We start from the raw sequence: 24,742 nt of genomic DNA, 5'->3' as shown, positions 1-24,742 counted from the left end.
CGGCATGCTCCTAAGATCTTTGGATCACGACGATCAGAAATCGACGAATCAATTAACAATCGTATACCACGCCACTTAAAAGAATTTCCATTCAACTATTATCCTGCTTTTTATGGCTCATACCGGGATTGCGGTTAAATAATTTTAATTGCCAGACGTAGGCATTTGGGATGTATCGGCCCAAAATTGCCAGTGTTCTGTTCTCGGAAATAACGAGATTTCGGGCGTTAATTTTGGGCCGAGTGATCGCTGAATGTCCCGCTGTCAGCCGACAGCCATCATACAGTACGGCCTTAGTGGCACTTAGACGGCTTCAGTCAGCAAGCCGACTGTGGAAAATTTCTTCCAGCCTAGTTAGCCAAGCAATAGGGCTTAGTGCGAGGTTCTGAGTATTATTGCAGGCCGCCTCGCTCATCTTTTTTGCGAGCTCATCATCGCCCAAGATCGATTGCATCGCGGCGGCGAACAGGTCCGTATTTCGTGGATCGACCGCCAATCCGGCGCCACATGATACCATGTCGTTGCTCAACAAAGCCGTGTCAGCAAGGATGACCGGAAGACCGCTCCACGCCGCCTCCATGGCAACCAGACCGAAAGGCTCGGGGTAGCGGCTTGGCATGACCAGCAGGCGAGCCTTGGACGCATACTGCTGAATTTCCTGCGGAGTCCGTCTGCCCAGCATGCTAGCGCGAGGGTGAATCTCCAGGATTCGATCCGCAAGCGGTCCTTCCCCAATCACGGTGAGCGCCGCGCCGGCTTTGGCGGCTGCGAGCGCGGCGAGATCTGCTCCCTTAGTCTCTTCCAGCCGCCCGACGAAAAGCACTTCGCTATTTTGTTCTGCGGCGATGCGGGTTGGAGAAAATGGCTCGACCGGATTGGGCAGTGGTGTGATGGCGTCTGCGGGAATGCCGGCCCGACACAAGAATTCGATCATTCCGGCGTGAATGGCAAGAACAGGGGGCGAGGATCGTGGCTTGTAAGCCAGGCGCTGGATAACCTGCCGCACGCTTCGCCAGGCTTTATGGGCATTGCCATCACGATCGCAGGCCGTTGCCAAGCAAGCGCCGGACAACGGAACGTGTGGGCATACTTCCCCTGTTTTCATCCAGGCGAATGCGCCGTTGGGACATGCCAGAAAGAAATCATGAGCGGACAGGACCAGTCTGTCGCGAACCGGGTCCAGCGCGCCAAATACCGCCGGGGACAGGATCTGAGACCAGCCATGAAGGTGATAGACCGTGCCCGGCGTATCGTTGCGGGCAATCCAGTCGCGGATCATCGAATGCGCCGCGCGGTTCCACAGGCCTGATATCATGGCCTTAGCTTTGCCACCCGCAAGAAGTCGCTGCTGGCCGAGCGGAACTATATCAACGCCAGCGTTAGCCAGCGCTGGACTTTGACCCATGTCGCCGGTGATGAACGTGACGGCATGTCCCCGCCCGGCGAGATCGCAAGCGGCCTGGACGGCGAGTTTGCTGGCGCCACCCTTTGGGTCGCTCAGGTCATTGATCTGGACTATCCGATCAATCACGCCCGTCTCTCGGCAGCTTGCAAAAGCGTCTTGGCAAATGCGCTGACTTCGTTGCGTGCGCGGGCAATAAGCGGTGAGGGGTCAAGCCGGTCGGCGATTGCGTCCGCTGTTCGAGCGCCCAGATCGGCAGCGTCAGCTGTGGCAGGATCGACCATATGGCTTGACCGGCCTGCGAGGTCAAAAAAGCTGTCCAGCTTTACATCCCACTTGAGGCCAACAGCGGGCACCCCGAAGGAATAGGCGGCGATGCAGGCGTGCATCCGGTGTCCGACTATCGCATCGCATCCCGCGACGAACGCGGCGAGGTCGCACGGCTTGTCGAATGAACGGTTCAACGTCACCGGGCCCTTGGCATGTCGGATCCAGTCGTAGAACCGGCTTTGCAGGTATTCGCGATCTTCCGGACTGCCGTTGGTGAACAGCGACACTTCATATCCCTGCTCTACCAAAGATCGGAGCGCGTTCGGGTACCAGCTATCGAGCGTGGCTCCCGCTGAGGCGGCGCTATGATAGCGGACTGCCAAGGGGTCGGTGACGCAAAATCCTATGCGTTTGCCATCCCGTGGTGACTCGGTGACGGGATAGTGGAGGCTCGCCAGCACGCCTGGGTCCACTACGATTTCGGCAGGGGCTATTGCATGCCCCGCGAAGTGGTCGTGCCATCCGGTTTGCGATACTTTGTCTCTCACCGAAGCCCAGATCAGCCGTGATCTGGAGAGGGAACGGGCAAACAGCTTTGTGCCCATCGGTGTGCAGCTGGGCGATACTCCGACCGCGTATACCGCGACTGGCAGCCGTGCTTTGGCGGCTTCCGACAGGGCTGCCGATATCTTCATCGGGAAGTTTAGGTCGGAATCGGTAAACAGATTGCCTCCGCCCACGATCACTGCATCGGCACCTGAAACGCCTGCCTTGAACTTGCGCCGCAGCTTGAGGGCGATCAGCGCGGACAGCATCGCTCCCGCAGCGGGCTGGCGAATAGCGCCGGGCAACTTGTCCAGCACCGCAAGCGCAAGACCGCGTGCCCTGCCATGAGTGGTGGGATAGGCGGTGCGTCCGGCCAGATCGATGGAAACGACCTCACATCCCGGCAACGAGCGTCCAAGCTCTCGCTCAAGGCACTCGCTGAGCAAGCCATCGCCCAGGTTGGGGCTGTATTTCACATTGAAGAGAACGAGGCGCCGTAATGTGGAATCGCTGTGTGCGGGCTTCGCCATGATACTGCCATCCTCGAGCGTGGCTCGTGTGGCGTTATGCCGACCGGTCATGCTTGAATGGTCTCCGTGAAACGGTATGCGCGGTCGGCGTCTACACGCTGCAACGCGGCATAGCTAGCAGAGGTGGGCGACCAATGGCATCCCGCCTTGCAGCGTATGACCATTTTTTAATACAGTTCAGTATCGTCACGAGCGTATTCGGCAGACAAGAAGCGGCGTTTCGGCTATATGCTGGGAGCTATAGATGCCATACGATACTGCGCTGCACCATCGTTGGCCCGACAAGGAAAACCAATACCTTGCCCAGCATACACGTTGTGATCGCCACTATCGGTCGCCCCGCTCTGGTGCGAAAGACCGTTGATCTTCTAGCCGACCAGACCCGTCCTGCCGATAGCGTGGTGATCGCATCCGTTTCCCCGGATGACGTCGCCGGGGTCGAGGAAGCGCGGGGTAACGTTAAAGTTCTTTATTCCGCGAAGGGTCTGTGCTGCCAGCGCAATCGCGCTTTGGAAGAGCTGGCAGGTACCGCAGATTATATCGTCTTCTTCGACGACGATTTCGTGCCGGCGCATGACTATCTCGCCAACGTCGAAGCGCTGTTCGAGCAAAATCCGGATATCGTCGGCTTGACCGGTGAATTGCGCGGCGACGGGGTACGCCACGGCGGTTATACTATCGAACAGGCGCAGGCCTTGTTGGCGCAGCCCGATCCGAATCCATCGCCGATGCGCCATCGTCATGAACTCTACGGCTGCAACATGGCGATCAGGGCCAACGCGATCGAGGGCATGCGTTTCGACGAGAACCTTCCATTATACGGCTGGCAGGAGGACATCGACTTTACCAACAGGCTGGGCCGTAAGGGCCGGCAGGTTTCGACAGGTGCAATCACCGGCGTCCATCTTGGCGTCACGGGTGGTCGAACCTCCGGCAAAAGGCTGGGCTATTCGCAGGTTGCGAACATCGTCTACCTAAAGCGCAAGGGCACAATGCGTCCTGATTTCGGTAATCGGCTGATGATCAACAATGTGGTGGCCAACGCCCTGCGCAGTTTTAAACCGGAACCGCTGGTCGACAGGCGAGGCCGCTTCATGGGCAACATGCTCGCGATCTTTGATTGCCTGCGCGGGCGGGTAGATCCTCGTCGCATCCTAGAGATGTGAACGTTCTGGAAATGAGTTCAGTATCGGTGCCCACATCGGCCAAGCCGCAGGTTTTCGTATGCGGAGACCTTCATAACCTGGGCGACCTAAAGCTCCTGCTGCAGAACCTTGCGATCACCGAAGGAAAAGGCGGGGTCGTGCGCCGCTGGGCCGATCTGCCGGCTGCAATCGAGCGGCAGGTGACGCAAGCAGGCGGTCGGCTTTTCCCCGGCAAGTCGATCCTTGGATTTGCGAGCAAGTGCTTCGGTTCGCAGGTCGTCTTTGGCGGCGGACAACTGGTCCGCGATAATGTGTCTATCGCATCGCTTGTCGGTCTGCTGATTGCCGTGCTGAGTGCCCGGCTTGGCGGCGGGTCGTTCGTCACGCGCGGGCTTGGCGTTAGTACGATCCGCACGACGCCGCGCAGGCTGCTATGGCGTTCGATCCTATCGTTCAGCCCTGTCATCAATGTTCGTGACGATGCATCGGCAGCGAATCTCGCCCGATTGATTCCGGGCAAGCGATGTGCGGTCAGCGCCGATATGGTGTTTTTGCCGACGTCGGCAACGCATTCGATATCGCCCAGCCAGGTCGAGCGGCGCTGGATCGTGGTGGCGCCTTGCGTGGACGAAAGCGAAGGCCGATCGATCGAGGGCGACGGCCTCGATAAAGCGCTTGAGGCTGCTCTGGCGCTGGTTCCGGGAGCGCGGATCGTCATCGCCTGCCATGATCCGCGTGCCGGTATGGACAAGGCGGCAGGGGCCAAATTGGCTGCGCGCTGGAAACGACATGAGGTGGTTCTACACGACACCTACGAACTGCAGACGCTGACCAAACTGTATGAGGAGGCGGCGTTGGTCCTTACCAACCGCCTCCACTCGCTGATTTTTTCGATTCTTGCCGAAGCACCGGCACTGGCGATCGAGGACGGGACAGCGAAAGTACAGGTCGTCGCCGACCGGTTTTCGATTCCGGTACTTCCCCGGGACGATGCCCTCCAGGCCGAACTCAGGGTAAAGGACGCGCTTGGCTTCGACTGCGAATCGCGCGCCAAAGTGCGGCAGGAAATGGCGACCAGGGCCGCACGAAATATAGCCTGACACGACAATTATCGCTTTCCTACAGGCGATCGGCTGGAACATAATGGGGACATAGGTGAGGCTGGTATGCCTCGCCTCCGTCCCCTTTCAGCCGGAGCACTCCTATGAACGATCCGTTCGTAACCCACGCCGATGCCTCGTTCGCACCGTCGAGAGCGCCTTTCGCCATCACCCCGAATGACACCCAAGCCCTGACGCTGGTGCCCAAGGGCATTTACGTCGGGTCTGGCGGGGACCTGGTGGTGCGGGGCATCGATGGTGCGGCCGATGTGGTCTATCGTAACCTTCCCGATGCAAGCTACGTCGCAGTTCGCGCGCTGTATGTCAGGGCGACCGGCACCACCGCCAGCGCCCTTGTCGGGGAAGCCTGAGCATGGTGCGTCTCGTCTCAGGTGGCCGCGCGGGCGGCATCACTAATCGCACGCGAACGGTATCAGATGGTGCAGCCCAAGCGGTGGTGCCGCGATTGCTTGGATCCGGTTCAAGCCTGTCATTGCGTTCGGGGAGTGATGCCAACCTGACGCTGGCCGGAGCTCTGATCAGTGCGACCACGCCGCTGTCCGCAGGCGCGCGCCAGGTCGCGCTCATCCGCGAAACAGCAGGCACCGGCATTGAGGCACGGGCGGTGGAGTATGCGCTGACGCTCAAGGCGGCAGCATCCATCATAACGCCGGAGCCGACCCCGACGCTCACCCCCGGCGGGACGTTTCTGCCGACCGATGCGACCTACGCTGGAGTCTACGGCTTGGGCAGGATGGTCTTGGCCTATACCGGATCGGCGATCCGTGTCCGTCGCGTGACCGATGGCGCTGAAACGGACATCGCCTTCTCTGAGCAAGGGATCGACATGGCTGGAGCGATCGCGTTCGCCGGAAATTCAGCGCTCGGCGTCGTCGCAATCTATGACCAGACGGGCAATGGGCGCCATCTGAACCAGCCAGTCGCTGCCGAACAGCCAACGCTCTGGTTGGGTGAGGGTGGCCCGACCGTCACCAATTACGACAGCGACAGCCCCATGCTGATCCCGCCCAGCCTTGCTATCCAGCGCGCTGACTGCGCCGTTTTCATGGTGACCCGCACGCCGGGACAGGCGGCGACATGCGGGTATTGGGCATTTGGCAAGAGCACGGCCGACTATGCCTTGACCAGTCCGCGCACGCCCGGGAACGTGGCGATACAGCCGATGGTCTCGGGCACTTCGATGACTGCGAGCGTCCAGAATGCGCAAGCGCTCGGCGTCAACAACATGGCGGTCGTCGGGTTGGTGTCAGGCGCTGGAGGCCAGATCGTTCACCGTGACGAGCACACGGCCCCATACCCCGCCGCTGCGTCCGGTCTACTGGCGGATGGCGGCGAAGTGGGAGAGGCAATCCAGTATGCCGGTCGTACCGACTGGCGTGCTTTCGTGGTTTGCGCATCGGCCCCGTCCGATAGTCCGGTTGCCGCGATCAAGGCCGTGCTCAAGGGCACGTTCACAACCACCGAGCCGGCTGCGCTCTCTTTTCTGTCGGGTGGTGACAGCATCGTTTTCGGAACGGGCGGCCGCAACAACCGGACGATCACGGCGGCCATGCATCACCGCAGTGGAGGCGAAGTGCAATTCCGCAACATCGCGATCGCGGGGCATCGGCTGGACCTTGCCTATACAGGTTTCGACACTCCATCCGCTGCGTACCTCGTGCCCGGCGTGCCCAACGTCTATGTCAGCGATTACGGCCACAACGATATCAAGACTTACGTCTCCGATGCGGCCTCGGCCATCTCGGCGGTGGAGGCAATGAAAGCACAGGCCCGGCACATGGCCGCCAAGCTGCGCGCCTATGGCTTCGATCTGGTGATCTGGCAGGAAGCCTTTGTGGACACAACGTTCTCCATTCATCAGGAGGCGGCGCGCGACGCTTGGAATGCGTGGCTGCGTTCCGGTCCATTGGCGGATGATGGACTTGCGTGCTTCGATGCGGTCGATGGCGTGGCGAGCGATCCGACGTTCGTGCTTGGCGATGCGGAGACCGATGCCGGGCGCGGGATGGCTCTGGCGGTCAATTCGTCCGACGGGGTCCATCCCAACGAGATACATGCCGGGCCGCGAGCGGAGCATCTGCTGGCGACCTACGAGGCGATACCGTTCGCGGTGAAATATCTGGCGTCACCCGCCACGCAAGGCTTGCCCTACGCTGGCTACAGACCGCGGGTGGTGAAATGAACCGCGCCTTATCAGTTCTCGCTGGCGCCCGGTTCGGCGGCGCTACCGTCTGGATTGTCCCTGAATACCGCAACCGGTGTGATCGCAGGAACGCCTCAAGTTGCGGGTGCCGCCGAGGGGGTGGTCCTGCGCGTTACGGATGCGGACGGTCGATCATCCGATGCCACGTTCACGTTGTCCATCGCACCTGCCGCCGCGATCACGCTCGTCGATCAAACCGAAAGCTGGAACGCGAGCGACGCGACGTCCATCGCCGTTACGATGCCGGGGGCCGTGCGGGCGGGCGATCTGCTTATTGCCGTGATGACATCGGACAGTCTTGTCGGGATTACCTGGGACAACGCCACTGCAGGCGGCTGGAATCATCGGGGTACGTACTCCGCCAATTCGAGCAGCCACACGCTCGCCGTGTTCACGCGGGTTGCCGATGGAACCGAGGCTGGAAAACTGCTGAATGTGGGCGTTTCCACCGCCCAGCAGACGGTCACTAGGGTCCTGCGGATTGCCGGGGCTGCTGGCGAAGTGGAAGTATCGTCTTATCTGCGCGGCAACACGGTGTCGGCTACGCCTTCGGCGCTTTCGCCCAGCTGGCAAGGCCCTGGTCTGGTGATCGCGGCGCTGGCACTGGACGGAACGGCGACGGTGTCGTCGGGGCCAGCGGGGTATGCGAGCTTCACGGCGCGAAGCTCAAGCCTGAGCGGGCAATCCACCAACGCCACGGCGGTGCGGATCGCTTCGGGTAGCGAGCAGCCGGGCGCCTTCACGCTCTCGGCTTCGGGGCAATGGGTGGCGCTGACCATCGCGGTCCGGGCCGCCTAGCTTCGGTAGCCCCTGGAACTGTCGCTCAGCGTCAGGATGGCGTCGAGCAATTGCTGGCCCGCGCGCGCCCAGGTGAACTGGCGCGCGCGGGCCTGTCCTTCGGATACCTTGCGGGCGAACAAGTCGGATGTCGGGTCAAGCGCCTCGATCGCTTCGGCCCACGATCCGGGATCGTCCACATCGGCGTAGAGCGCAGCATCGCGGCATACTTCCGGCAGGGCACCGGCGGGAGCAATCACCGCTGGCGTGCCGCACAGCATCGCCTCGAGCGGCGGCAGGCCGAATCCCTCCGTCCTCGAAGGGCAAAGGAGACACCGGGCGTGCGCATAAAGCGCGCGCAACTGAGCATCGTCGCATTTGCCCGCGAAAATGGTTTCAGCAGGTACATTCAGACCGGCGGAGACCAGCTTTTCGCGCGTTGCACCGACGATCACCAGCGGGACGGCGGGAGTTGACCGGGCGGCATAGGCCCCGAAAACCACCGCGTTGTTCTTGTATTCCTTGGGGCTGCCGAACATCAGGGCATATCCGCGGGAAACCAGTCCCAACGTGGCCAACACGCCGTCGTCGGCCACCGTTTCGAGCACGTGATCGACGCCGTTGTACAACACGCCGGTCCTGTCTGCCGGGGAGACGCTCATCACATCCAGCATACGGCGCGAGTAATCGGAAACCGTCAGCATGGTCGCGCTTGATTTTGCCATCATCGGCGTCAGCAGGCGATAGCCCAGACGCTGGCGCAGCGGGTACGAACTATCCGGAAAAAGGAACTGCGCGTCATGGATCAGCGTGATCTTGCGCCTGTGCCGCAGTGGCGCCAAATTCGCGAGATTAACGAGAACGCCATCCGCTGCAAGCGTTGGCAGCCGCATCTGCTCCCACCCTTGCGACGGAGCGGCGTCCACTTCGCGCACTTCGATTGCTTTGAGGTCAGGCCGCCACTTCCCTGAATGACGTGCAGGCAGCAGCACCGTTGCCTGCACTCCTGTCCCGGGCAGCAGGGCATCAAGTTCGTGGATCAGGCGATCGGCCACCCGATGGACGCCGTTAAGACCGCCTGTGTAGAACTTACCATTGATGTAAACAGGCAGCATCGCCATGAACAAGAAACGCAGCCTTTCCGCTCACGCAATCGCCGTTAAAGCGATCTTAGGGTAATATTGCGATGCAGCGAAGGCGACGCGCAATAGTTCGTGTTGCCAAGATTTAACCTTGGGCCTGATCGGGTTAAAGCTTTTCTAGTGCCGGCGCTACCGCCATGGCGAACAAGGGCGGGGGCATTAACGTGGGGGGCGCAATGCCGGAGCGCGATGACGCAATTCTCATCAATGGCCGGTTCCTCATGCAACCCGTCACTGGCGTCCAACGGGTCGCGCGTGAACTGGTCGCGGAGATGGACAGGATGGTCGGTGCGGGGGAGACGCCGTACCGGATCGCGCTTGCCTGCGAACCCGGCGCCGATGCCTCGACGCTGAACCTCCGGCACATCTCTGTCGAGCGTAAGGGCGGCGCCAGCGGGCATTTGTGGGAACAGGCGATCCTGCCGCAGATGTTGAAGGGCCGGCGGCTGCTTTGCCTCGGCAACACCGCCCCGCTTGCAACCGCGCTGGCGGGGCACCGGGTCGCGGTGATGATTCACGACGTATCGTATCTTTCGCTCCCGCAGGCCTATGCCGCGAGCTATCGCTGGGCGCATCGAGCGCTGCTGCCAGTGCTGTTGAGTAAGGCCAACCCCATCTTCACCGTGTCCGTCACGGAAGGGGAGCGGCTGAAGCGATTGCGTTCCAACGGCGGCGCAGGGCCAATCATCGCAATCCAGAACGGCGGTTGGAGTCGCGACCGTATCGACCGTGACGCACCCTGGCCCGAAGATCGCGATCGCATGGTCCTGTATGTCGGTTCGCTTTCCCGACGCAAGAACGTGGAGCGCGTCATTGAGGTCGCGCAGCGGCTCGCTCGGGAGAATGGCATTCGCACCGTTCTGGTCGGAGCAAGTAATGACATCCTCGCCCCGATTCGCGCTGGCGTTGACCGCGATGTCGAGCACATGCTCGATTTCGTGGGGCAGATACCGAACCTTGATACGCTGGCTGACTACTATCGCCGCGCATCCTGCCTGCTGTTTCCGTCGCTGTATGAGGCATCGCCGCTTCCGCCGGTCGAAGCAATGAGTATGGGGTGCCCGGTCGTTGCCTCCTCCATCCCCTCCATGACGGAGCGCTGCGGAATGGCGGCGGTCTACTGCGATCCCCATGATACCAATGATATCGTGGCGGCGGTCCGCAAAGTGACTGACGATCCGGTTTTCGCCCGCACATTACGCGACCGAGGCTATGCCCGCGCCGAGACGTTTTCCTGGAAAGATCAGGCGAGGCGCATCCTGGGTGCCATGACGACGAGTTAATTTTGCAGTGCGGCATCGATGCGCGATTAGGCGCGTCATGTCATCCGAGATCAGCTCCCCCCGGCTTCGCAAGACCCCGATCTATGGTCTGGACGCCGTCAGGTTTCTGGCGGCCATTCTGGTCGTGGTCTACCATCTTGCCTTCAAGGCCTGGGCGATCAGGGACAGTACGCTCAATCGTCTGATAGGGCGTGTGGTCGATTATCCACCGGCATGGTGGATCAGTTGGTCCGGCTGGATCGGTGTGCAGGTGTTCTTCGTCGTGTCCGGCGCGGTGATCGCGTATTCCATGCAGGGAGTGGATGCTCGCACATTCGCGGTTCGACGCATTGCCCGTCTACTACCCGCGGTGCTCGTATGCGTCGCCATCGCCGTACCGATCTCGATCCTTGCGTTCGGCGTATCACCACGAAGCGCGTTATGGCTGGCGACCAAGACCCTTGTCTTCGCTCCCATGGGGCCATGGATCATGGGCCAGTTCTGGACCATCCCGATTGAGCTGGCCTTTTACGGTGTGATCTTCCTGTTGCTGGCATCGAAGGGATCGGATCGTGGAACGGCGCTTTTACCATGGGCGCTCGGTCTTGCTTCGGCAGCCTATTGGACGGCAGCGGAACTCGGCGCGATGCAGCCGGGCGGGCGGATCACCGAGTTGCTTCTTTTCCAGCACGGCGGGTATTTCGCTATCGGAATGCTTTGTTCACGGCTGAGCAGCGGCGGGCTGAACGCGCGACAGGTTCTATTGGCAGCGCTATGTGTGGCATCTGCTGCCGTGCAGATCAGGACTATCGCGGGCTGGGAAATGGACACTCGCCCCGATCTGGCTGCTCACTGGCTCACGCCGTTTGGGATATGGGTAGCCATGACCGCGCTGATCGCACTGTCGTTCCTGTTTCGCGATCAGGTGGCTGATCGCGTGGGTCGCTGGTCTTCGGCGCTGCGCATGGCGGGCCTATGCACATACCCTTTGTATCTGGTGCATATTCATGTCGGCGGAGCGGTGCTGTTGATGGCAACGCCGCTTGGCATTCCCGCATCATTCCTTTTCGCGCTGGTAGCATCACTGGCAGCTTCGATCGTTATAGCGACATGGCTCGAACCGCGTGTCCATTCCGTCATCAAGCCTGTCCTGGATGGGCTGGCGCACCGCATTGCCCCGGCAATTCGCTGACAGAACGGCGGCGGCGACCCGTCCGTCCCCGGTCAGGACCGTTCGATCAATGGCGGAGTTGCATTTCCGATCTCGCAAGCGCAGCAATACCGGTCGTACTCATGCATGATTCAAGGTAGCGAATGGCCGAACAGAATTCCTTGAGTCGTCGGGCTGCCGGTGCCGTTGGCTGGAGCATGATGCGTTACGGCGGCGATCAGGTCTTCGGATTTATCGTTTTCGCTACTTTGGCCCACAAGTTGAACCCCGCCACGTTCGGCGTGTTCGTGGTCGGCCTGGCGGTTATCGAGGTGGGCCGGATCATCGCGCAGGCGGGACTGGTCAGCAGCCTGTACCGCGCTGAAGTGATAACCCCGCGTCTTGCTGACACCATTTTCTGGGCAAACATGGCCATTGCAACCACCGTTGCGTTGATCTGTGTGGTGTGTCGTGACCCGCTTGCAACGGTGATGGGCAGCCCGACTGCCGCCCCGGTAATCGCCGTCATGGGTCTGCTGATTCCGCTTTCGGCATCCGGCGCCACGCACATGAGCCGAAACCTTCGCAATTTTGGCCACCGCGCTCTCGCAATTCGGTCGCTGCTTGCTGGAGTTATCGGCGGCGGTCTTGCGCTCGTCGCTGCGCAGGCTGGCTGGGGAGTGTGGGCACTGGTAGTTCAGCGGCTGGTCGGTGAACTGATCGGCGCGATCGTTGCCTGGCGCACGTTTCCATGGCGGCCGGGTTTCGACTTTTCCTGGACAACGTTGCGCGATCAATGGCGACTTGGCGCGAGTTCCGCCGGGTCCCAGCTGCTCCTGGTGACATTGACAAGGGCGCAGGACGTCATCGTCAGCCGTACCCTGGGCATCGGAGCGGTCGGCGTATTTCGCACTGCGTCCAAGCCGATCGACTTCGTTACGCAGTTTATCATCAGTTCGTACTTCGCCGTCGCCTCGCCCACCTTGGTGAAGATCAAGCATGACGAAGCGGCATTCTCTCGCGGATATGTGCGCATGGTGTCGTACTGCTCGATACTGATGTTCCCGGCCGTGGCCGGGATCGGCACGCTGGCCGACCCGCTGATCCCGCTCGTCTTTGGTGAGCAGTGGACGCAAGGCATCCCCATTGCGCGCGCGCTTTGCTTCATGGCTCCAGTCTACGCGCTCGGCCTGTTCATCGAACCGGCGCTCACAGTGCTGGGCAAAGCCGGGGTGATAGCCAAGCTGACCGGTACTCAGCTGATCCTGACACTCGTTTTATGCACGCTGGCAGCGCCGTACGGCCTCTTCTGGTTTGCCATCGCATGTGTGGTGCGCAGCCAGCTGGCTTTTGTCTTGCAATTGACGATGCTGCAGCGCGCTACCGGGATCAAAGCGAAAAGCGTGCTGGCCGGCATCGCTCCGCCGGTAGCCGCCTCGCTGATCATGGCGGCGGTAGTGTGGATGACGGGCAAGCTGATGCCCATGCCATCTACCCCCCACCTTCTGCCGACTCTTTTCCGCCTTGGCCTGCTGTGTTTACAGGGCGTTGCAGTCTATGCCATCGCGCTGCTGGTGCTGTTGGGGCCGACCCGCCGAGCCGAACTGCTGGGAATGGCCCGCCAGACATTGGCCCGAAGGCGCAGCGCAGCGTAAATGGCACGTCAGGTTGTTCCGGTCGCCACCATGTAGGTAGCGGGCGGCGCGGCAGCGGGGAAGTCAGCTTCGGCGTCCGATGCCGGGCGCCTGGCTGAACGCAGCGCCATCGCTGCGGCAGACAGGATCGCAAATTCGAGACCCGGATCGCAGCTCGGTGCTGAAATCGATGCGATGAACACGCCGAACATCATCGCCCACGCCGCGGCCCCGCCAATATTACGCTCGGGGTCGTTCGTTCGCAGGTACGTCGACAGCGCCAGTGGCTTGAACGCTCGGACGACATGCCCGGCAAATGTTACCACGCCGACCACGCCGAGCGAACCAACGATGGCTGCGATCAGGCTGGATGAGCGGAACGATCCGGGGCCGATGCCCAATCCGAAGGAGATGCGGAAAGCATCCAACCCCTGCGTGGCCCAGAACAGGCGTTGCCGCCCGGAGAAGGAGTCTGCCTTGTCCAGCGTCATGTGTTCTACAAGGCCACGCAAACTGGCGGCCAGCACGGGATTGAGGATCAGCAGGGCGCTTGCCACGATGACGGCAAATAGGCCAGCCATCGCCAGCCAGCCCACTTTGTCGAGCCGGAACAGAGAGGGCGTTACCAGCATGCGCACCGCGAGCAGCCCGGCAAACAGCGCCAGTCCGACGTAGGCGCTTGACGACGTACTTGCCAGCAGCGCCGATCCCAACAGCAACGCGGCTGGTCCGGTGAAGCGACTTTCCACACCGCGCAACCAGCATTCGAAATTGAAGACGAACCAGATTACCGCGAACGCCGCGAAGGACGATGCCTCCGGCCAGAGCCCGTTCATACGAACAAAGCCCTGGTATTCATGGTCCAACTGCGCATAGGAGCCGTTGCGGAACAGATCGAGGATGGCATTGGCGGGGGTGTTCTTGAGCGCGACGCTGGCGAACCCGAGCAGGGCATGCAAGCCGCCGACCACCGCCGCCGTCCGCACCAGCACCCGGCTGGCTCCGGCGCCGCGCAACACGGTTTGCGCGGCGATCGCCATCATCAGCGTGCCTGTCATATAGACCGCTGTCGTGATGTTCTGGGAGGTGAAACGCAAAGGTCCTGCCGCAAGAATACGGGCCAACTGCGTGCCATAGCGCGGGCGCAGCTGACCACGCAGCGGAGTGACCTCCATCTGTCCGGCGAACAGGCGCGGCAGGATAATCGCCGCAAACAGGCCATAGAGGACAAACGCGATGAGCCAGCCGTTGCTGCGCAACGATGCGAGTATGTCCGCTTGGGAGACGCTACCTGGTATCAGGCAGCGTAAAAGCAGGAACCCCAGCGCGAAGTGAGCCGGTGCAATCGAAGATCCACCGAGCGACGACAGCACCACCGCCGCGGACCCGCCAAACAGCATCGAAAACATGACGAAAGCGAAAAGCGAACGCACCGATCCGAAGACGAACAACAGCAGGCCAAGAAGAAACTGGACCGCACCGATGATGGTTAGCTGCATGTCTGTCCCTTACACCTGGGCGGGCCGGGCGGGGCAGTCCGCATCCGGGATATTGGGTTCGTTATAGATTCGGATGCGATAGCGGAAGCCGTCGCTGCCGGGCTTAGCATTAGGCCCGACAGCCAGATCCAGCGTGTCGCCCCGTGTCAGGGAGATGTCGCGCAGGACAAACTTGTGCGTATCGGTCACGACTTGTCGTGCCAGTTCGGTCTTGCCGTGGCGCACGATCGCCTCGATCCCGTCGCCGCCGGGCTTCTTGTCGATACAGACAGCCATCGCGACTTTCGCGGGTGACGGGGCGGCATAGCGGATAACGGCGGAAACGCCGTTGGCCCCGCCGCCTCTTGGCGCCGCGCTGACATCACCTACCCATAAAGGCCGCAGGAATTTCTCGCCGTGGGAACTGGTCCATTGCCCGTCGAGCCAGCCAAGGTTCTGCTCGGTGCCATCGGCTTTGCGAGCAAGATAGCGCCAGTTCGGTCCGCCGTAGCCCAGCAGGCTGTCGGCAATGACGGGTCCTTTGGTTAAGGTCGGGCGTGGGCCACCGATGGCGATCACCGGCTCTTCGGTGAGGGCAACGTCTCGGCCGGAGACCGGGCGACCCCTTGCATCCATCACTTTGGCGGCACCCGCAAACGCAAGGCGCCCAGACGCGCCCCAGCCAACCCACGCATCGCTGCCGAAACGGTAGAGCCGGACGTTGGGATCACCTACCTCGACGCGTTCGGGATACCCGCGCGGCATGAGATTGGTTTGCACCAGACGATAGGCCTGCGTCGCGGGTTTGTCGGCCTGGTTCAGGGTATAAAGCCCCATGTTGCGGAACCACTTCTGGTCCATCAGCGCGTACCAGTAGAACGCCGGAAGCCGCGCCGCAGCCATCAGCGTGGCCGACTTGACCAGTTGCGGGGCGGCCATTTCGGGGCGGGGGTAATTGTCGCTGAACTCCGTAGCCCACACCGGCAGCTTGCGGCCACGCCGGGTCATTACCTCGTCCAGATGGGCCAGTTCGACATCAAGGTTTTCGGCCTGCGACCGATAGGGATGCACAGCGATTGCATCGGCGGCGTCCAGCAGGCCTCGCGTGAACAGCGAGTCCAGAAACCCTGTGGCGATCATGTTGGTCGATCCGCCCAAAATCTTCGCGGTGCCGCCACCCGCTTTCAGGGCGTCGCGGGCAATCCGCACCGTCTCGACGTATTCGCGCAGCGCATCGACGGACGGGGCATCATCGGGACGATAGATCTGGCGCGATTTCTGGCTGTTGATTTCGTTGCCGATCTCGATCGCTGCAAGGCACGATCCGAAATGCTGCTGCAACGCCGCCAGGTACCTTCCGAAAGCCTGCTTGGCAGCAGGCGAACGCAGCGCGCCACCGCCATCGTACAGGGGGTGCAGCGGCACGGCGACGAGCAGGAGGCTGCCCCCTCCTTTGCAGAATTTTTCCAGCGTCGCCGCGCCCGGTCCGTCGAACGTGTATTTGCCGGGAGTCTTCTCGACCCGGACCCACGGGGCGGAATCGCGCAAGGATGGCGCGTCGGCCTTGCGCGCCAAGTCCAGATTGGACGCGGGCCATCCTTGAGAGAAGTGCGTCTGTACCCCGAACACCGGCGATTGGGCGGCCGAGCCGTGGGTCGCCCATGCGCCCAGCGCTGCAAGGCCAGCCAGCCCTGCGACCAAACGAAGCCCGAAGCGGTGGGGCGGTCTGCGCCCGGTCACATCAACGACCGCAGAATCCCGGCATCGAACACGGCGGGGGAGAAGCGGTTAGCCTGAAGCACCGCCAGTTCCGGGCTGAACTCGGGTAGCCATGCCTCGAACCGGGAGACTGCATCGATAAGCGAATCAACGGTCTGCTCCTGGAAGAAGATGCCGGTCTGCTGATCAACGATCGAGTCCAGCGCGCCGCCCTTGCCAAAGGCGATGACCGGTCGACCCGATGCCATGACTTCCACCGGAACAATGCCGAAATCCTCTTCCGCCGTGAACAGGAAGCCACGGCACCGAGCGTAGTGCTCGCGAAGACTGGCGAAATCGAGGCGCGGGATGATCGTGACGTTGGGGCCAGCCATCCGGCGCAGTTCGCCAGCCATGGGGCCATCGCCGACGACGATCAGCGGCAGGCCAAGTTTGTTGAATGCCTCCACCGCCAGATCCGGCCGTTTGTAGGGAACGAGCTGACCGACCCAGAGGTAATTGGCGTCGATCTCTGCAGACGGCTTGAACAGGTTCGTCTCGACCGGGGGGTGCACCACGGTCGATCGTTTGTCCCATGCGCGCTCGATGCGCCGCTGGATGAAGCGGGAGTTCGCGATGTAGCGATCGACCCGCGCGGCAGACGTCACGTCCCAGCTGCGCAGACGGTGAAACAGGAATGGCATCAGCGCGCGATTGAATGGCCCGGTGGCGTCGCGGTACTGGTGATACTGATCCCACAGGTAGCGCATGGGCGAATGCACATAGCACAGGTGCATGGCGTCCGGGTCGGTGATGACGCCCTTCGCCGGGCCGCTCTCGCTGCTGATGACCAGATCGTATCCACGCAGGTCGAGCTGCTCCAGGGCCATCGGCATCAGGGGCAGATACTTCTGGTAATGCTTCGTCGCGCCCGGCAGCTTCTGGATGAAGCTGGTCGTCACCTTGCGCTCCGCAATGACGCGCGACACTTTGCTTTCGTCATAGACGTGCGTGAAGATGTCGGCATTCGGGAACAGATGGAGCAAACGCTCGATCACCCGTTCCCCGCCGCGCATCGTGACCAGCCAGTAGTGCACGATCGCGATCTTGCGGTAGCGCTGCCGGACGGTAGCCAGCAACGCATCGTCTTCGTCCCCGGAGACCGGGAGAAGGTTATACATAGTAGTCCTTGTAAGCCTTGTAGAAGGCGTTCTCGTCCAACCCGAAGGCGGCCTGACGGCGGACGTCAACGCGCGTCAGGATGATCCCGGCCAGCCCGACGTGTTCGCCCGGCAGCATACGCAACAGCGATCGCACCGCGGCTTCAGGGGTACGGCGCCAGCGGGTGGCGATGATCGAGGCATCTGCCTTGCAGAGCAGCAGGCGGGCATCGGCCATCGGCAGGACCGGCGCGGTGTCCATGATCACCGCATCGTAGGTCGATGCCGCCTGGGCCAGCAACGCGTCCATCCCCGATCCGGTCAGGAGGGCATGGTCCTCCTGCGTCGCGGTGCTGAGCGGAAGTATCGAAAGACCGGTGCGCGGGTCAGCCACGATCGCGTCTTCCAGCGTCGCTTCGCCGCGCAGCACTTCGAGCAGGCCGACGTCGCGCGTGCCGCCTACCCAGCGGCTGACGCCGCGGCGGCGAACATCGCAGTCAATCAGCAGGATGCGGTCGGAACTGCTCGCCATCGAACGGGCGAGGCCAAGCGATACGGTCGTCTTGCCTTCCGATGGCAAGGCCGAGGTGATGGCGATGATGCGCGGGTTCTCCACCGCGAACGCGATCGAGGCGCGCAAGTTGCGGAACGCTTCTGCGAAGGCAGAGCGTGGATGGTCAATGACGGCATCAACCGGCTCGCCACGATCCTTGCGAGAGGTCACCGAGGACAGTTCCGGAACCGAGCAGAGGTAGTGGACGCCAAGGCGACGTTCGATGTCCTCGCCTGTGGTCAGGCCGCTGAACATCATCTCGGCCACAATTGCGCAGATGAGGCCAAGGGCTAGACCGACGGCAGCGGAAAGGACCATGTTCAGCAGGAAATTCGGGCTGGACGGCGAGTCGCTGACCAGCGCCGGATGAAGAATGCGCGAATCGGGCTGGCGGATGCCCATGCGTGCGGCCATCTGCTTGTAGCGATTCAGATAGCTATCATACAGCGCCTTCGACGCCTGTGCGCGCTGATCCAAATCCTGCAAATTGACCATGGCGGCATTGTCGCGGCGCAGTTCGCCCTGCGATGCGTTCAGCGAGCCGGACAGCGAATCGAGACGTTTTTGCGAAACCGCTGCTTTGGCTGAAAGGTTCGAAATAACGCGGCCGATTTCATCGCGGATCTGCGTGTTCACCGCGTCCAGCTGGCTGCGAGCGCGCAGAAGATCGGGGTGGCGCGGGCCATACTTGCTGGAAAGCGACGCGATCTCGGCGGCGTATGTCGCCTGCTGCTGGCGCAACGAGGCGATCACGCCCGATCCCAGCGATTCACCAACGTCATCGCCCGCCGACCCCGAACCCAGTTGCTGGCGCGCGGTGGCGAGACGAGCTGCATCCTCTGCCGCTTGGGCGCGAGCTTCGGTCACCTGCTGGTTGTAGGCGGAGATTTCCTGCTCGGTCAGCGACCGATCGGTCGTGGCTGGCAAATCGTGCGCTAGGCGGTAGCGCGCCTGCGCAGCGGTATCGGCAGACGCCTGCTGACGCGCTGCCTCCATCCGCTCGCCAATCTCCTTGAGGGCCTTGGCGTCATCGGCATCCTTATCGACGACAGCACCCATCGTGTACTGCTCGGCGAAAGCGTTGGCGACACGAGCGGCTTCCGCCGGGTCTTCGCTCTCGAAGGACACGCTGATCGTATAAGTCGCACCGGTGCGGAAAGCGGTCACGCCATCGGTCACATAGGCAACCGCTGCATCCCTTGCTTCGGCGGGCGTCGCCCCATCGGCCGTAAAGCGGGGATCTCGCGCCAGGCCGAGCCGATCGACCACAGCGGCGACGTTCTCGCTCGAGGTTATCACTTCGACTTGGGTGTCGATATAGGTTTCAGCCGGTGCGGCAGGAGGTGCCAGACGATCTTCGTCCGATAGCGGAGCGATCGGTTCGACTTTGGCGTCCAGGGTTATGTCCGCGGTGGAAACATACGTGGGCGTCTGCCTTGCAGTAACAACAAGGCCGATCGCCAGACATGCAAACAGAATGCCGACGATCAGCGGCCACCGTCGCCGGAGGAAAGACAACAGCACTCCGGGATCGACGCGGTCGGCTTGGGCGGGCACCGTGGCGGACCGACCAACAGGAACGAGTGACCCCGGCTGGGGCGTAAGTACGACCGACTTGTTCAAGCTGTTACCATCCGTTCATGCCGGCATGTCACCTAGAGATCACCCGGATTCGGATATAATGTCATCCAATTAGAGGTGATCGGGCAAGGAGGCCTGTGTGCGATTTCAAAAATATAACCGGCACTATTTCGGACGATGAATTTTTAGGCAGCCTTTGTGAAGTGCAAACCGTACCAAACCAGTGGTTACATTTCTGTAAGACCGGATTGCCGCTTGTCTTGGACTCATCGGTAATGGATGTTTGAGCGATGACATTGGATTCGGGGGTGAGAATGATCCGCAGCCTGCAGGGGCGATGGACCGGCGTGATCGCGGTCGGGATGCTGGCGTTGATGGCCCAGGGTTGTGCAACGTCCAAAGCGCCGCCGCTCAGCGCGGCGGAAGCACAGCAGGGACTGCAGACGTACCAGTTGGGAGCAGGGGACAAACTGCGCATTACCGTCTATAATGAGCCCAATTTGTCGGGTGAATTCACTGTTTCAAGCGCCGGAGAGATCGCCTTCCCGCTGATCGGTATGATCACGGCGGGCGGAAAGACGGTGACCGAAGTTTCCCAGATGCTGACGACCCGGATCGGCTCCGGGTACATGAACGACCCGCGTGTGAGCGTGGAGGTCCTGAATTATCGCCCGTACTATATCCTGGGCGAAGTGCAGAAGCCGGGCGAATATCCTTACGTCGCTGGCATGACCGTGGAGCAGGCGGTGGCCGTCGCCGGTGGCTTCAATTACCGTGCCAATTCGAAACGGGTCAATCTGCGCCGCAATCCTGATCCTACCGAGAAGTCTGTCGATCTCTATTCGGATCGCGCCGTGGTGATCATGCCTGGCGATACCATTCGGGTCCTCGAACGCTACTTCTGATCGAAAACGGGACACCACAATTCAGAAAAGCCGCCGCCGGTCAGACCGTCGGCGGCTTTTTCATAGCTTGATGACCCGATCGGCAAGGGCGACGCTGGCAGGCCGATGCGTGATGATGAGCACTGTCTTGCCGTCGAGGATCCGGGTGCAGGTTTCCACGAAACGGGTCTCGCCTTCCGGATCATACATCGATGTGGCTTCATCCAGCACGACGATCGGCGCGTCTTTCAACAAGGCGCGAGCGAGCGCTATGCGCTGTCCTTGCCCGCCTGAGAGGCGAATGCCATTGTCGCCAATCTGGGTGTCGAAGCCGTTGGGCAGCGTCATGACAAAATCCAGTGCGTCCGCCCGGCGTGCGGCTTCCTCTATCTCGGTACGCGAAGCGCCCTCCCGACCGAAGGCGATATTCTCCCGGACTGTCCCGCTGATCAACTGCGCGCGCTGCGGGACGACCGAGATCTGAGTGCGCAGATCCTGCACGGCGATCCGGCTGATGTCGTTCCCATCGACAAGAATACGCCCCGCGCTGCAATCGTATAGCCTGAGGAGAAGCGCGATGAGCGTCGTTTTGCCCACGCCGTTATCACCCAGGATAGCGACTTTCTCTCCCGCCGCGATATCAAGATCGAAGCCGCTGAACACGGGCGACCGACCGGGGTAGGCGAAATCGACGCCTTCGAAACGGATTGCCCCTCGCGCCGTTGGAAGACGTTCGGCTTGAGCGTAGCCAGGCTCCGGTTCGGTCGCCAGCACCGTGGCCATGCGAGCCAGCGTGCCGCGTGTGACCTGAACCTGGCTCCAGGTTTCGGCCAGCGAACTTACCGGACGCGTTAGCAGCGCGGCGTAGAACAGGAACGAGAACAACTCGGGACCAGACAGCCGCCCCTGATGAAGATGGCTGCCGATCAGGATGAGCAGCGCCAGCGCCGCCAGCGATGCGACGAGCGTGCTGATCGGCTCGACGATGGCTTCGATGCGTCCGACCTGCACACTCAGCAGGCGGGCGATATCGATGCGGCGGCGATAGCGATGGCTTTCCACATCCTCGCGCGCGAAGCTCTTGATGGCGGAGATCGCGCCGAGGTTATCCTCGGCCAGCGCCAGCAACTGGGCTTCGGCGTCCTGCTCCTTTTCGGCAAGGATACGCAGCCGCCGCCCGACAAGCTTGAGCAGGATGAAATAGATCGGGATCAGCAACGGAACCAGCAGCGCCAACGAGATATCGATACGCAGCATCAGCAGCGCCGCGCCCGCCGCGGTCACCAGCAATGGCGGAACCCCGACCAGCGTGCCGGTTAAAAAATGGCCGAGATGGGCGACTTCGGTCGTCATCAGAGCCAGCACGTCACCCTGACGATGAGCGACATGCCATCCCAGCGGCAGGGCTTGCAGATGATCGTACAACCGGGCGCGAAGATCGGCGAGAACGCGCGCGGCCGTCGAAACAGAGATGATCTGGACGATCGCGGTCAAGGCAGCCGACACGATGAAGGCCAGCACCAGAAGCCCTGCCAGCCTTGCGGTTCCCGTCGTCCCCGCGTCTATCAACTTGCCGGTGAGATTGCCGGCCAGCCAGGGTATGGTCAACGTGGTGGCGGAACTCATTAGGGTCAGAGCCGCGAGCAATGCCAGCGAACGGGTATGTGGGCGGGCAAGCGCCAGGATCATGCGCATCTGCCTTGCAGCACCGGGCGCTTCAGCCGGCGGCATATCGTCGGACGAGGGGCTCTCAGCAGACATCAGCATGATCAGCCGGCGAGCAGCCGTTCGAGCGCTTGCCCGCCGGGCAGGCATTGCGCCCGGTCGTTTCGCTGGAACTTGGTGCAGTCCCAATAGGCGCCTTCGCCGTGCACTCCACCCTTGCGGATATAGACGAAAGCGATTTCCTGCGCGAGCATACCCGCCACCCGGCAGTTGGGGGCCGTTCCGCACAGAGCAAGCGCCTTGAGCGCATAGCTGCCCGGCATCGCTGCGGGATCAAGCTGCATCTGCAGCGGTGCGAGGCCGGTAGACGCGATCTTCACGGGTGCCAGTGGTACAGGTTCCACGTTCATTTCCGGCAGCACAAGGTCCGTTGCCACGTTCGGCGCGTGCGCGGGCGACAGGGCGGCCAAGGCGGTAATAACCGGCTCATGGCCGAGATTGGACTTGCGAGACATGGCGGCGGAAGTGCCCCAGTAACCCGGCCAGCGATAGAACAGATGCGCGCCCTGTTGTGCGATCTTCACCAGGCCATCGCGCCAACGCGGCACGACGTAGTCGGCATGATAATGCGTGGCGAGGCCGACGCGGGCATCGACAACGCCGGACAGCGCGGCTTCGGCGATGGCGCGCGAGCGAGTCAGCGCGGGCGGTGAAGGAACGCGGGCCAGCGAACCATCGCAGGTGAATGTGAACTGGCAACCGGTCTGCCGTTCTGAACCCTGGAAGACAACCGGGCAGATATCCGCTGGGAAAGCGGGATGGCGAACACGGTTCAGAATGACCTGCACTACGGCGCGCTCACCCGAAGGATCATCCCCCGCTTCGTACCAGGCGGCAAGGGCTAGACAGTCCCGCGCGCGTGCCCGGGCGGCATCGTCGCCGGCAAAACGGAACGGGGCAGCTGCGACCGGATGGAGGTCGGCGATGGGGACCTGCGCGTTCGACGCGCGCGCATCGTCGGCCGCGATCGGCAACGTCACTGCCGTGTCGGGCAGGGCCGGAAGAGGGATGGACGGCGAGGACTGCTTCGCCGCCGTCGTTTTGGGGGCACCGACAGGCGAAGTATGAAAGTTGGGCGCCGTCGGCATTCGGGCAAAGGCAAACAACGCCACCACCAGCGCAACCGCCAGCGCCAGGCGCCAGGTCAGCGGCCGCCTGGCAAGGAGCGCGAGTTGGCTCAAAGCGTATACCGGAGCGAGATGGAAATGCGCTTGCGGTCAAAAGCGCGGCCAAGGATATTTTCGCTGCGCGTACGCTGATAACCGGCCTGCCCGGTCAGCCGGAAATTGCGATTGATCAGCCACTCAGCGCCGATTGAGCCAGCCACATCGTTCTGTTGCTGAGGGGTGCCGGAGAATTCGTTGATGTTGCGATCGATCCGCGCGTTGAGAATGACGTTCCGCCGAAATTCGTAATCCACGCGTCCAGAGTACGTCGTCTGTCGAATGCCTGCCACCCCTACGATGGGGGAGCGCTGAATTGCTCGTTGCGCATCGAACGACAAGGTTATCAGTTGCGTAGGATTCCATTCCAGGTTGGCCCGAAAATCCAGGCCGCTGATGCCTGGGAATGCGGGATCGTCGTACCGCTGGTTCTGATAACCGATGGCAGCGCGGCCACGGATCAGACGGGTCAAGCCGAACTGCACGCCGCCCCGTACGGAATATCCGTCCGAGCTGCGATTACGCGGCAGGGTTTCGTCAGGGTATGTTGCCTGGTTGTAGCTGCCTTCGACAAAAGCGGCGATGCCAGGGCCGATCGCATATCCCGCGCGGCCTGAAACCGACCATGTGCGATAATTGCGATCGCCTTGGGCGATGGCCGCGTTACCGGCACGAAACGGGGCGTAGCGATACAAATCGAACGATCCGCCGGCTTCCAGCACCAGCCTTCCGGCATTGTGCTGGAGCTGGGTCGACAGTTCGAGAGTGTTATAGGCGATACGAGGACCGCGTAACGATGTGTCGTTGACCGAACCACGAGGCTCATAAGCGCGGGAATATCCGACATTACCGGTAAGCTGCGTATCGACGCCGAGGTCAAGGCGGCCGCTTAGATCCGTATCGTACGTTTCGGTATTCTCATTGTTCTGAGAAAGTCCACGCGTGATCGCTCCGTTGGCGACCAGCGACAAATAGTTTCGCGACCAGTTCGAACGAGCGGAAATACCAGCACCTAGCGTCACCAGCGCATCGTCTACTTTATCGTTCTGGGTAGCATAGATATTGTCGTCATACGACACCCGTGCCTGCCCGGATGGCCGAAGCTGGAACGAACCGAACCGGATTGGTATCGGGTCGAATTCAGGGCGTGGCCGATCCTGAACCGAGATCGCGGCATCGCCCGTGGCGATCTCCTGCGCCTCCGCAGCGGACGATCCGAGGCAGACTCCGATGACACCCAGCACATAAGGGATCAGGTGCGAATCAGGCATCTGGCGGGAAATGTGTTTGTTTTTCCTGCGTTTCATGAGTGCCTGCA

General features: G+C 61.7%; 19 protein-coding genes. 9 read left to right on the top strand and 10 right to left on the bottom strand.

Features of this window, described 5'->3' with window-relative positions:
* Positions 1-313: 313 nt before the first annotated feature.
* Together ACZ1JM_RS11675 and ACZ1JM_RS11670 are read right to left on the bottom strand one after the other, a co-directional pair.
* A complete protein-coding gene (locus ACZ1JM_RS11675; RefSeq protein WP_465134969.1) occupies positions 314-1,531 on the bottom strand; it encodes a glycosyltransferase family 4 protein in 1,218 nt (405 codons plus the stop codon).
* The gene (locus ACZ1JM_RS11670; protein ID WP_465134968.1) at positions 1,528-2,748 is read right to left on the bottom strand and encodes a polysaccharide pyruvyl transferase family protein; all 1,221 of its coding nucleotides are present in this window, start codon (positions 2,746-2,748) and stop codon (positions 1,528-1,530) included. The genes ACZ1JM_RS11675 and ACZ1JM_RS11670 overlap by 4 nt, the downstream gene beginning before the upstream one ends.
* Before the next feature lie 299 nt (positions 2,749-3,047).
* Between ACZ1JM_RS11670 and ACZ1JM_RS11665 the strand changes: the two genes are divergently transcribed.
* The 5 genes from ACZ1JM_RS11665 to ACZ1JM_RS11645 all read left to right on the top strand — a co-directional run bounded on the left by ACZ1JM_RS11665 (position 3,048) and on the right by ACZ1JM_RS11645 (position 8,015).
* Positions 3,048-3,914 carry a glycosyltransferase family 2 protein gene (locus tag ACZ1JM_RS11665; protein ID WP_465134967.1) on the top strand — a complete coding sequence of 289 codons (867 nt, stop codon included), beginning with the start codon at positions 3,048-3,050 and terminating at the stop codon, positions 3,912-3,914.
* A gap of 11 nt (positions 3,915-3,925) precedes the next feature.
* On the top strand, positions 3,926-4,993 hold the full coding sequence (locus ACZ1JM_RS11660) for a polysaccharide pyruvyl transferase family protein (protein WP_465134966.1): 1,068 nt from the start codon (positions 3,926-3,928) through the stop codon (positions 4,991-4,993).
* A 104-nt stretch (positions 4,994-5,097) separates the two neighbouring features.
* On the top strand, positions 5,098-5,364 hold the full coding sequence (locus tag ACZ1JM_RS11655) for a spike base protein, RCAP_Rcc01079 family (RefSeq protein ID WP_465134965.1): 267 nt from the start codon (positions 5,098-5,100) through the stop codon (positions 5,362-5,364).
* A 2-nt stretch (positions 5,365-5,366) separates the two neighbouring features.
* Entirely contained in the window at positions 5,367-7,196 is a 1,830-nt protein-coding gene (locus ACZ1JM_RS11650) for a hypothetical protein (RefSeq protein ID WP_465134964.1), read from the top strand.
* 54 nt (positions 7,197-7,250) lie between these two features.
* On the top strand, positions 7,251-8,015 hold the full coding sequence (locus ACZ1JM_RS11645) for a putative Ig domain-containing protein (protein WP_465134963.1): 765 nt from the start codon (positions 7,251-7,253) through the stop codon (positions 8,013-8,015).
* Here the strand turns inward: ACZ1JM_RS11645 and ACZ1JM_RS11640 are convergent.
* Entirely contained in the window at positions 8,012-9,115 is a 1,104-nt protein-coding gene (locus tag ACZ1JM_RS11640) for a glycosyltransferase family 4 protein (RefSeq protein ID WP_465134962.1), read from the bottom strand. The genes ACZ1JM_RS11645 and ACZ1JM_RS11640 overlap by 4 nt on opposite strands.
* 158 nt (positions 9,116-9,273) lie before the next feature.
* Between ACZ1JM_RS11640 and ACZ1JM_RS11635 the strand changes: the two genes are divergently transcribed.
* The 3 genes from ACZ1JM_RS11635 to ACZ1JM_RS11625 all read left to right on the top strand — a co-directional run bounded on the left by ACZ1JM_RS11635 (position 9,274) and on the right by ACZ1JM_RS11625 (position 13,203).
* Positions 9,274-10,419, top strand: a complete 1,146-nt coding sequence (locus tag ACZ1JM_RS11635) for a glycosyltransferase family 4 protein (RefSeq protein WP_465134961.1) — start codon at positions 9,274-9,276, stop codon at positions 10,417-10,419.
* A 37-nt stretch (positions 10,420-10,456) separates the two neighbouring features.
* Positions 10,457-11,590, top strand: coding sequence for an acyltransferase family protein (locus ACZ1JM_RS11630; RefSeq protein ID WP_465134960.1), 1,134 nt, complete (start codon positions 10,457-10,459; stop codon positions 11,588-11,590).
* A 176-nt stretch (positions 11,591-11,766) separates the two neighbouring features.
* Positions 11,767-13,203, top strand: a complete 1,437-nt coding sequence (locus ACZ1JM_RS11625; RefSeq protein ID WP_465134959.1) for a lipopolysaccharide biosynthesis protein — start codon at positions 11,767-11,769, stop codon at positions 13,201-13,203.
* A gap of 8 nt (positions 13,204-13,211) precedes the next feature.
* Here ACZ1JM_RS11625 and ACZ1JM_RS11620 read toward each other — a convergent pair whose 3' ends face one another.
* The 4 genes from ACZ1JM_RS11620 to ACZ1JM_RS11605 are packed head-to-tail and all read right to left on the bottom strand — an operon-like array spanning position 13,212 to position 19,694.
* Entirely contained in the window at positions 13,212-14,681 is a 1,470-nt protein-coding gene (locus ACZ1JM_RS11620; RefSeq protein WP_465134958.1) for a hypothetical protein, read from the bottom strand.
* 9 nt (positions 14,682-14,690) lie between these two features.
* The gene (locus ACZ1JM_RS11615) at positions 14,691-16,400 is read right to left on the bottom strand and encodes a hypothetical protein (protein ID WP_465134957.1); all 1,710 of its coding nucleotides are present in this window, start codon (positions 16,398-16,400) and stop codon (positions 14,691-14,693) included.
* Positions 16,397-17,539 carry a glycosyltransferase gene (locus ACZ1JM_RS11610; protein WP_465134956.1) on the bottom strand — a complete coding sequence of 381 codons (1,143 nt, stop codon included), beginning with the start codon at positions 17,537-17,539 and terminating at the stop codon, positions 16,397-16,399. The genes ACZ1JM_RS11615 and ACZ1JM_RS11610 overlap by 4 nt, the downstream gene beginning before the upstream one ends.
* Positions 17,532-19,694 carry a GumC family protein gene (locus ACZ1JM_RS11605; protein ID WP_465134955.1) on the bottom strand — a complete coding sequence of 721 codons (2,163 nt, stop codon included), beginning with the start codon at positions 19,692-19,694 and terminating at the stop codon, positions 17,532-17,534. Before ACZ1JM_RS11605 ends, ACZ1JM_RS11610 begins: the two co-directional genes overlap by 8 nt.
* 248 nt (positions 19,695-19,942) lie before the next feature.
* Between ACZ1JM_RS11605 and ACZ1JM_RS11600 the strand changes: the two genes are divergently transcribed.
* Entirely contained in the window at positions 19,943-20,557 is a 615-nt protein-coding gene (locus tag ACZ1JM_RS11600) for a polysaccharide biosynthesis/export family protein (RefSeq protein WP_465134954.1), read from the top strand.
* A 60-nt stretch (positions 20,558-20,617) separates the two neighbouring features.
* Here the strand turns inward: ACZ1JM_RS11600 and ACZ1JM_RS11595 are convergent, their stop codons facing one another.
* The 3 genes from ACZ1JM_RS11595 to ACZ1JM_RS11585 are packed head-to-tail and all read right to left on the bottom strand — an operon-like array spanning position 20,618 to position 24,695.
* Positions 20,618-22,303, bottom strand: a complete 1,686-nt coding sequence (locus ACZ1JM_RS11595) for an ABC transporter ATP-binding protein (protein WP_465134953.1) — start codon at positions 22,301-22,303, stop codon at positions 20,618-20,620.
* A gap of 2 nt (positions 22,304-22,305) precedes the next feature.
* Positions 22,306-23,442, bottom strand: a complete 1,137-nt coding sequence (locus ACZ1JM_RS11590) for a cell wall hydrolase (protein WP_465134952.1) — start codon at positions 23,440-23,442, stop codon at positions 22,306-22,308.
* The gene (locus ACZ1JM_RS11585; RefSeq protein WP_465134951.1) at positions 23,439-24,695 is read right to left on the bottom strand and encodes an outer membrane beta-barrel protein; all 1,257 of its coding nucleotides are present in this window, start codon (positions 24,693-24,695) and stop codon (positions 23,439-23,441) included. The genes ACZ1JM_RS11590 and ACZ1JM_RS11585 overlap by 4 nt, the downstream gene beginning before the upstream one ends.
* Positions 24,696-24,742: the final 47 nt, after the last annotated feature.

This window comes from Novosphingobium sp. BL-S-24, from assembly GCF_055521575.1.
The sequence above is the reverse complement of the archived record's forward strand: the minus strand, read 5'-3'. Positions and strand labels throughout refer to the sequence as shown.